The sequence below is a fragment of the Streptomyces sp. SID1328 genome (assembly GCF_009865595.1).
In the GTDB taxonomy this organism is placed as follows: domain Bacteria; phylum Actinomycetota; class Actinomycetes; order Streptomycetales; family Streptomycetaceae; genus Streptomyces; species Streptomyces griseoluteus.
This window is the reverse complement of the sequence record NZ_WWKH01001027.1, coordinates 1-6100: the sequence shown is the minus strand read 5'-3', so window position 1 is coordinate 6100 and position 6100 is coordinate 1. Positions and strand designations below refer to the sequence as shown.

At 69.7% G+C, this 6100-nt stretch carries 6 protein-coding genes; 5 read left to right on the top strand and 1 reads right to left on the bottom strand.

Going from position 1 to position 6100, the window contains the following annotated elements; translation table 11 throughout:
* From GT030_RS33200 to GT030_RS33180, 5 genes are all read left to right on the top strand, one after another.
* A partial coding sequence (locus GT030_RS33200; RefSeq protein ID WP_161204247.1) for a helix-turn-helix domain-containing protein occupies positions 1 to 352 on the top strand: 352 nt, incomplete at its 5' end.
* Positions 353 to 541: 189 nt separating this feature from the next.
* On the top strand, positions 542 to 1384 hold the full coding sequence (locus tag GT030_RS33195; protein WP_030809660.1) for a nitrilase-related carbon-nitrogen hydrolase: 843 nt from the start codon (positions 542 to 544) through the stop codon (positions 1382 to 1384).
* An 86-nt stretch (positions 1385 to 1470) separates the two neighbouring features.
* Complete coding sequence (gene hydA, locus GT030_RS33190) at positions 1471 to 2874, top strand: dihydropyrimidinase (RefSeq protein ID WP_161204246.1); 1404 nt, start codon at positions 1471 to 1473, stop codon at positions 2872 to 2874.
* 11 nt (positions 2875 to 2885) lie between these two features.
* Positions 2886 to 3905 (top strand): TIGR03842 family LLM class F420-dependent oxidoreductase, encoded by a 1020-nt coding sequence (locus tag GT030_RS33185; RefSeq protein WP_161204245.1) that lies wholly within the window; start codon positions 2886 to 2888, stop codon positions 3903 to 3905.
* 131 nt (positions 3906 to 4036) lie between these two features.
* Complete coding sequence (locus GT030_RS33180) at positions 4037 to 5566, top strand: NCS1 family nucleobase:cation symporter-1 (RefSeq protein ID WP_161204244.1); 1530 nt, start codon at positions 4037 to 4039, stop codon at positions 5564 to 5566.
* Between the two features lie 46 nt (positions 5567 to 5612).
* Here GT030_RS33180 and GT030_RS33175 read toward each other — a convergent pair.
* On the bottom strand, positions 5613 to 6100 hold a 488-nt coding region (locus GT030_RS33175; protein WP_161204243.1), incomplete at its 5' end, for a hypothetical protein.

Here is a 6100-nt window from a genome sequence, read left to right as displayed (position 1 = left end):
CGCGGTCGCCGGGGCCGCCCTGGACCGGCCGGCCGTGGTCCGGCTGCGGGACGTGCACCTGCGCGGGCTGATCCGGCTGCTGCGCGACGACCCCCAGGTGCAGTCCTTCGCCGAACGCGAGCTGGACGGCCTGCTCTGTGGCGGCGAGGGCGAGCTGCTGGACGTGCTGCGCACCTACCTGGCGACCGGCCGCAACAAGTCCCGCACCGCTCAGCTCCACCACGTCTCCCGCCCCGCGCTGTACCGCCGGCTGGAGGCCATACAGGCGCGGCTCGGGATCGACCTGGACGACTTCGAACAGGCGGCCTCCGTGCACATCGCACTCCTCGCGCACGACGCGCAACAGGGCTGAAACATGCCACGACCTGCGAAAACGGCGGTGAAACATGGCCATGGCAAGACGTGACACGGTGCCACGCCCGCACCCCGCAGACGTGACACGCTGCCACTCAAACCGGCCGCGCAACCTTCCTAGGGTTCTGGGGCGGACGGCGGAGCTTCCGACGCCCGCCCCCGCACACCGAGCGACCCGGAGGTCCCGATGAGCCGAGTGATCCGCGCCGCCCTCTTCCAGACGGCCTGGACGGGCGACAAGGAGTCCATGATCCAGGTGCACGAGCAGGCGGCCCGCGACGCCGCCGCCCAGGGCGCCCAAGTGCTCTGCTTCCAGGAGCTGTTCTACGGCCCCTACTTCTGCCAGGTGCAGGACAAGGCGTTCTACGAGTACGCCGAGCAGATCCCCGAGGGCCCCACCGTCCGCCGCTTCCAGGCGCTGGCGAAGGAACTGGGCATCGTCCTGGTGCTGCCCATGTACGAGGAGGAGCAGCCCGGCGTCCTCTACAACACCGCAGCCGTGATCGACGCGGACGGCTCCTACCTCGGCAAGTACCGCAAGACCCACATCCCCCAGGTCCAGGGCTTCTGGGAGAAGTTCTACTTCCGTCCCGGCAACAGCGGCTGGCCCGTCTTCGACACCGCCGTCGGCCGGATCGGCGTCTACATCTGCTACGACCGCCACTTCCCGGAAGGCTGGCGGGCGTTGGGCCTGGCCGGTGCCGAGATCGTCTTCAACCCCTCGGCCACCTCGCGCGGACTCTCCCGCTACCTCTGGCAGCTGGAGCAGCCGGCGGCGGCCGTCGCCAACGAGTACTTCGTCGGCGCCATCAACCGGGTCGGCGTCGAGGACCTGGGCGACAACGACTTCTACGGCACCACGTACTTCGTGGACCCCGAAGCCCAGTTCGTCGGCGAGGTGGCGAGCGACAAGGAGACCGAACTGGTCGTCCGCGACCTCGACATGGCCAAGCTGCGCGAGGTCCGCGACCGCTGGCAGTTCTACCGCGACCGTGAGCCGAACGCGTACACGCCGCTGACGGCGCCGTAAAGGCGGACGGCAAGCAGAACAGGGGCGCGGGGAACTGCGCGACAAGCCACACACGACCCGCAGCGGACCTACCAGGAGAGGACCCCATGTCCCGCCGCACGCTAATCCGGAACGGCCTCCTCATCACCGCCTCCGACGAGATCCACGCCGACGTACTCATCGAGGACGGCCGTATCGCCGCCCTGGCGGCAACCGGCACCCCCGCCGCCGAAGCCTTCAGCGCGGAAACCGTCATCGACGCGACGGGGAAGTACGTCATCCCCGGCGGCGTCGACGGCCACACCCACATGGAGATGCCGTTCGGCGGCACCTACGCGGCCGACACCTTCGAGACCGGCACCCGCGCCGCCGCCTGGGGCGGCACGACCACCATCGTGGACTTCGCCATCCAGAACGTCGGCGGCACCCTGCGCGAGGGCCTGGACGCCTGGCACCAGAAGGCCGAGGGCAACTGCGCCATCGACTACGGCTTCCACATGATCGTCTCCGATGTGAACCAGGAGACGCTCAAGGAGATGGACCTGCTGGTCGAGGAGGGCGTGACCTCGTTCAAGCAGTTCATGGCCTACCCCGGCGTCTTCTACTCCGACGACGGACAGATCCTCCGCGCCATGCAGAGGGCCGCCGAGAACGGCGGGCTGATCATGATGCACGCCGAGAACGGCATCGCCATCGACGTCCTGGTCGAGCAGGCCCTGGCGCGCGGCGAGACCGACCCCCGCTACCACGGCGAGGTCCGCAAGGCCCTGCTGGAGGCCGAGGCCACCCACCGCGCGATCAAGCTGGCCCAGGTCGCCGGCGCGCCCCTGTACGTGGTGCACGTCTCGGCGCAGGAGGCGGTGGCCGAGCTGACACGCGCCCGCGACGAGGGGCTGAACGTCTTCGGCGAGACCTGCCCGCAGTACCTCTTCCTGTCCACCGACAACCTCGCCGAGCCGGACTTCGAGGGCGCCAAGTACGTATGCAGCACCCCGCTGCGGCCCCGCGAGCACCAGGCCGCCCTCTGGCGGGGCCTGCGCACCAACGACCTCCAGGTGGTCTCCACCGACCACTGCCCGTTCTGCTTCTCGGGCCAGAAGGAGCTGGGCCGGGGCGACTTCTCCAAGATCCCGAACGGCATGCCGGGCGTGGAGAACCGCATGGACCTCCTCCACCAGGCCGTGGTGGACGGCCACATCTCGCGCCGCCGCTGGATCGAGATCGCCTGCGCCACCCCGGCCCGCATGTTCGGCATGTACCCGAAGAAGGGCACCATCGCCCCCGGCGCCGACGCAGACGTGGTGATCTACGACCCGCACGCCGAGCAGGTCATCTCGGCCGAGACGCACCACATGAACGTCGACTACTCGGCGTACGAGGGCAAGCGGATCACCGGCCGGGTCGAGACGGTCCTCTCGCGCGGCGTCCCCGTGATCACCGAGCGGGAGTACACCGGCCACGCCGGGCACGGCGTCTACACCCCGCGCTCCACCTGTCAGTACCTCAACTAGGAGTGGTGCCCATGGACTTCGGTCTCGTACTCCAGACCGACCCGCCCGCCTCCCGCGTCGTCGAACTGATGCGGCGGGCCGAGCGCAACGGCTTCACGTACGGCTGGACCTTCGACTCGGCCGTGCTCTGGCAGGAGCCGTTCGTCATCTACAGCCAGATCCTGGCGAACACCGACCGGCTGACCGTCGGCCCGATGGTCACCAACCCGGGCACCCGCACCTGGGAGGTCACCGCCTCCACCTTCGCCACCCTCAACGACATGTACGGCAACCGCACGGTGTGCGGCATCGGGCGCGGCGACTCCGCGATGCGCGTCGCGGGACGCAAGCCCAACACCCTCGCCCGGATCAGCGAGGCCATGAAGGTCATCCGCGCCCTCGGCCGCGGCGAGGAGACCGACCTCGGCGGCACCCCGATCCGCCTGCCCTGGGTGAAACCCGGCGCCGAACTCCCCGTCTGGATGGCCGCGTACGGCCCCAAGGCGCTGAAGATGACCGGCGAGGAGGCCGACGGCTTCATCCTCCAGCTCGCCGACCTCTACCTCACCGAGTTCATGGTCAAGGCCGTCAAGGACGCCGCCGTCGCCGCCGGCCGCGACCCCGGTGAGGTCACCATCTGCGTGGCCGCCCCCGCCTACGTCACCGACGACGACTCGCCCGAGGCGCTCGCCCACGCCCGCGAACAGTGCCGCTGGTTCGGCGGCATGGTCGGCAACCACGTGGCCGACCTGGTCTCCCGCTACGGCGAACACTCCGCGCAGATCCCGGACGAGCTCACCGAGTACATCAAGGCCCGCGAGGGCTACGACTACGCCCACCACGGACGCAGCGGCAATCCCGACACCCGGTTCGTTCCCGACGAGATCGTGGACCGCTTCTGCCTGATCGGCCCGGCCGAGGCCCACATCGAGAAACTGAACGCGCTCCGGGCCCTGGGCGTCGACCAGTTCGCCGTGTACGACATGCACGACGCCCAGGAGGCCACCATCGACGCCTACGGCTCGAAGGTGATCCCCGCCCTGAACGCCTGAGCACGGCAGGCGAATCGATCTCCCCCTTCCCGCCCCGCGCGCGGAAGGGGGCCAGGACGCCCGTACGGAACCCTTACGGCGCACCCCCCCGCACGGCCTGTCCCGACCCTCCCATCCGATTGGCCTGCACCATGACCGAAACCGCACCCACGGCCATACCACCCTCCGCCCAAGTAACCCTCGCCGACGGCCGGGTGGAGATCGCCCCCGGCGCCCCCGCGCCCAGCGGTCCCTACGCCAACGAGGACCTGCTTCCCGTACCGGCCGCCAAACGGACCTGGACGACGTACAACTTCTCCGCGCTCTGGGTCGGCATGGCCCACAACACCGCCTCCTGGACGCTCGCCTCGGGCCTGATCGCGGTCGGCATGGACTGGAAACAGGCCGTGTTCACCATCGCCCTGGCCAACCTGATCGTGCTGGTGCCGATGCTGCTCACCGGGCACGCCGGACCCAAGTACGGCATCCCCTTCCCGGTGTTCGCCCGCGCCTCCTTCGGGGTGCGCGGCGCCAACCTGCCGGCTGTCGTACGGGCGCTGGTGGCGTGCGGCTGGTTCGGCATCCAGACCTGGATCGGCGGTGAGGCCATCTTCTTCCTGGCCGGCAAGCTGATCGGCGACCGCTGGTCCGGCGCCGCCCACATCGGCGGCTACGCCTGGACCATGTGGCTCTCCTTCGCCATCTTCTGGGCGCTCCAAGTGGCCATCATCCTGCGGGGCATGGAGACCATCCGCCGCTTCGAGAACTGGGCCGCGCCCTTCGTGCTGGTCGGCGCGTTCGTGATGCTGTGGTGGATGAGCGACCAGGCCGGGGGAGTCGGCCCGCTCTTCGACCAGCCGTCCAAGCTGGGCTGGGGCGGCGGCTTCTGGAAGCTGTTCTGGCCCTCCCTGATGGGCATGATCGGCTTCTGGTCCACCCTCTCCCTGAACATCCCCGACTTCACCCGCTACGGCCGCAGCCAGCGCGCCCAGACCCTCGGCCAGGCTTTCGGCCTGCCCACGACCATGACCCTGTTCGCCTTCCTGTCGGTGCTGGTCACCTCGGGTTCGCAGGCGGTGTACGGCGAGCCGGTCTGGGACCCGGTCCAGCTCGCCGCCAAGACCGACAACGTGGTGGGCCTGATCTACGCCCTGGTCACGGTGCTGGTGGCGACCCTCTCCGTGAACATCGCGGCCAACCTGGTCTCCCCGGCCTTCGATTTCTCCAACGTCGCGCCGCGCAAGGTCAGTTTCCGCACCGGCGCCCTGATCACCGCCGTCCTCGCGGTGCTGATCTTCCCGTGGCGGCTGTACTCCGACCCGCAGGGCTACATCTTCACCTGGCTCGGCCTGGTCGGCGGTCTGCTCGGCACGGTCGCGGGCATCCTGGTCGCCGACTACTGGTTCCTGCGCCGCACCCGCCTCGACCTGGCCGACCTGTACCGCGCGGGCGGACGGTACTGGTACGCGGGCGGCTGGAACTGGCGGGCGGTGGTCGCCTTCGTGGTGGGCGGCGTCCTCGCCATCGGCGGGGCCGACTTCCACCCGCTGATCGACGGCCGCCCGATCCCGGCCCTCAGCCCGCTGGCCGACTACGGCTGGGCGGTCGGCCTCGGCACCTCCCTGGTGCTGTACGTGGTGCTGACGTTGGCGAGCGGCAAGAGGCCGGCTGCCGCTCGATGACGAAGAGAGCCCCGGCGGTCGTCCACCGACTGCCGGGGCTCCGCGGTTACTTGGCGCCGCTGCGCAGAGAAGCCACCGCGTCCTTGGCCGCCTTGATGGCGCCCTTGTTGATCTCGGAGGTCTCCGGGGCCTTCTTGCTCTCGAAGTCGCTGCCGCTGTACGTGACGACCACCAGGGCGTTGGCGGCACGGGCCAGCACCACGCCCTCGCGCGTCTGCTGCTTGTCCTCCGTGTTCAGGTTCACGACGGAATAGCCGCCGTCACCGAGCCCCGGTACCGCGCCGCCGCCGCTCTTCTCGGCGACCCGCTGCTGGTACTCCTTCTCCGCCGCGTCGTCGGAGGCGGTCACCTCGTAGGAGACGTCCAGCCAGCGGTAGTCGTAGCCCTTGAGCGCGTTCCACGAGCAGGTGCGGCGCAGCTTGGAGTCGGTGGACGGTATCTCCTTGCCGGCCGTCTTCGCGCCGGGCACCAGGGACTTGACGGTGGCCACGGGCACACCGGTGCAGGGCGCGGGCGCGGCGTCGTACGTCTTCG

Coding starts and splice junctions, on each gene's coding strand:
- GT030_RS33185 (WP_161204245.1), top strand. CDS start 2,886: ATGGACTTCGGTCTCGTACTCCAGACCGACCCGCCCGCCTCCCGCGTC.
- GT030_RS33195 (WP_030809660.1), top strand. CDS start 542: ATGAGCCGAGTGATCCGCGCCGCCCTCTTCCAGACGGCCTGGACGGGC.
- GT030_RS33180 (WP_161204244.1), top strand. CDS start 4,037: ATGACCGAAACCGCACCCACGGCCATACCACCCTCCGCCCAAGTAACC.
- hydA (WP_161204246.1), top strand. CDS start 1,471: ATGTCCCGCCGCACGCTAATCCGGAACGGCCTCCTCATCACCGCCTCC.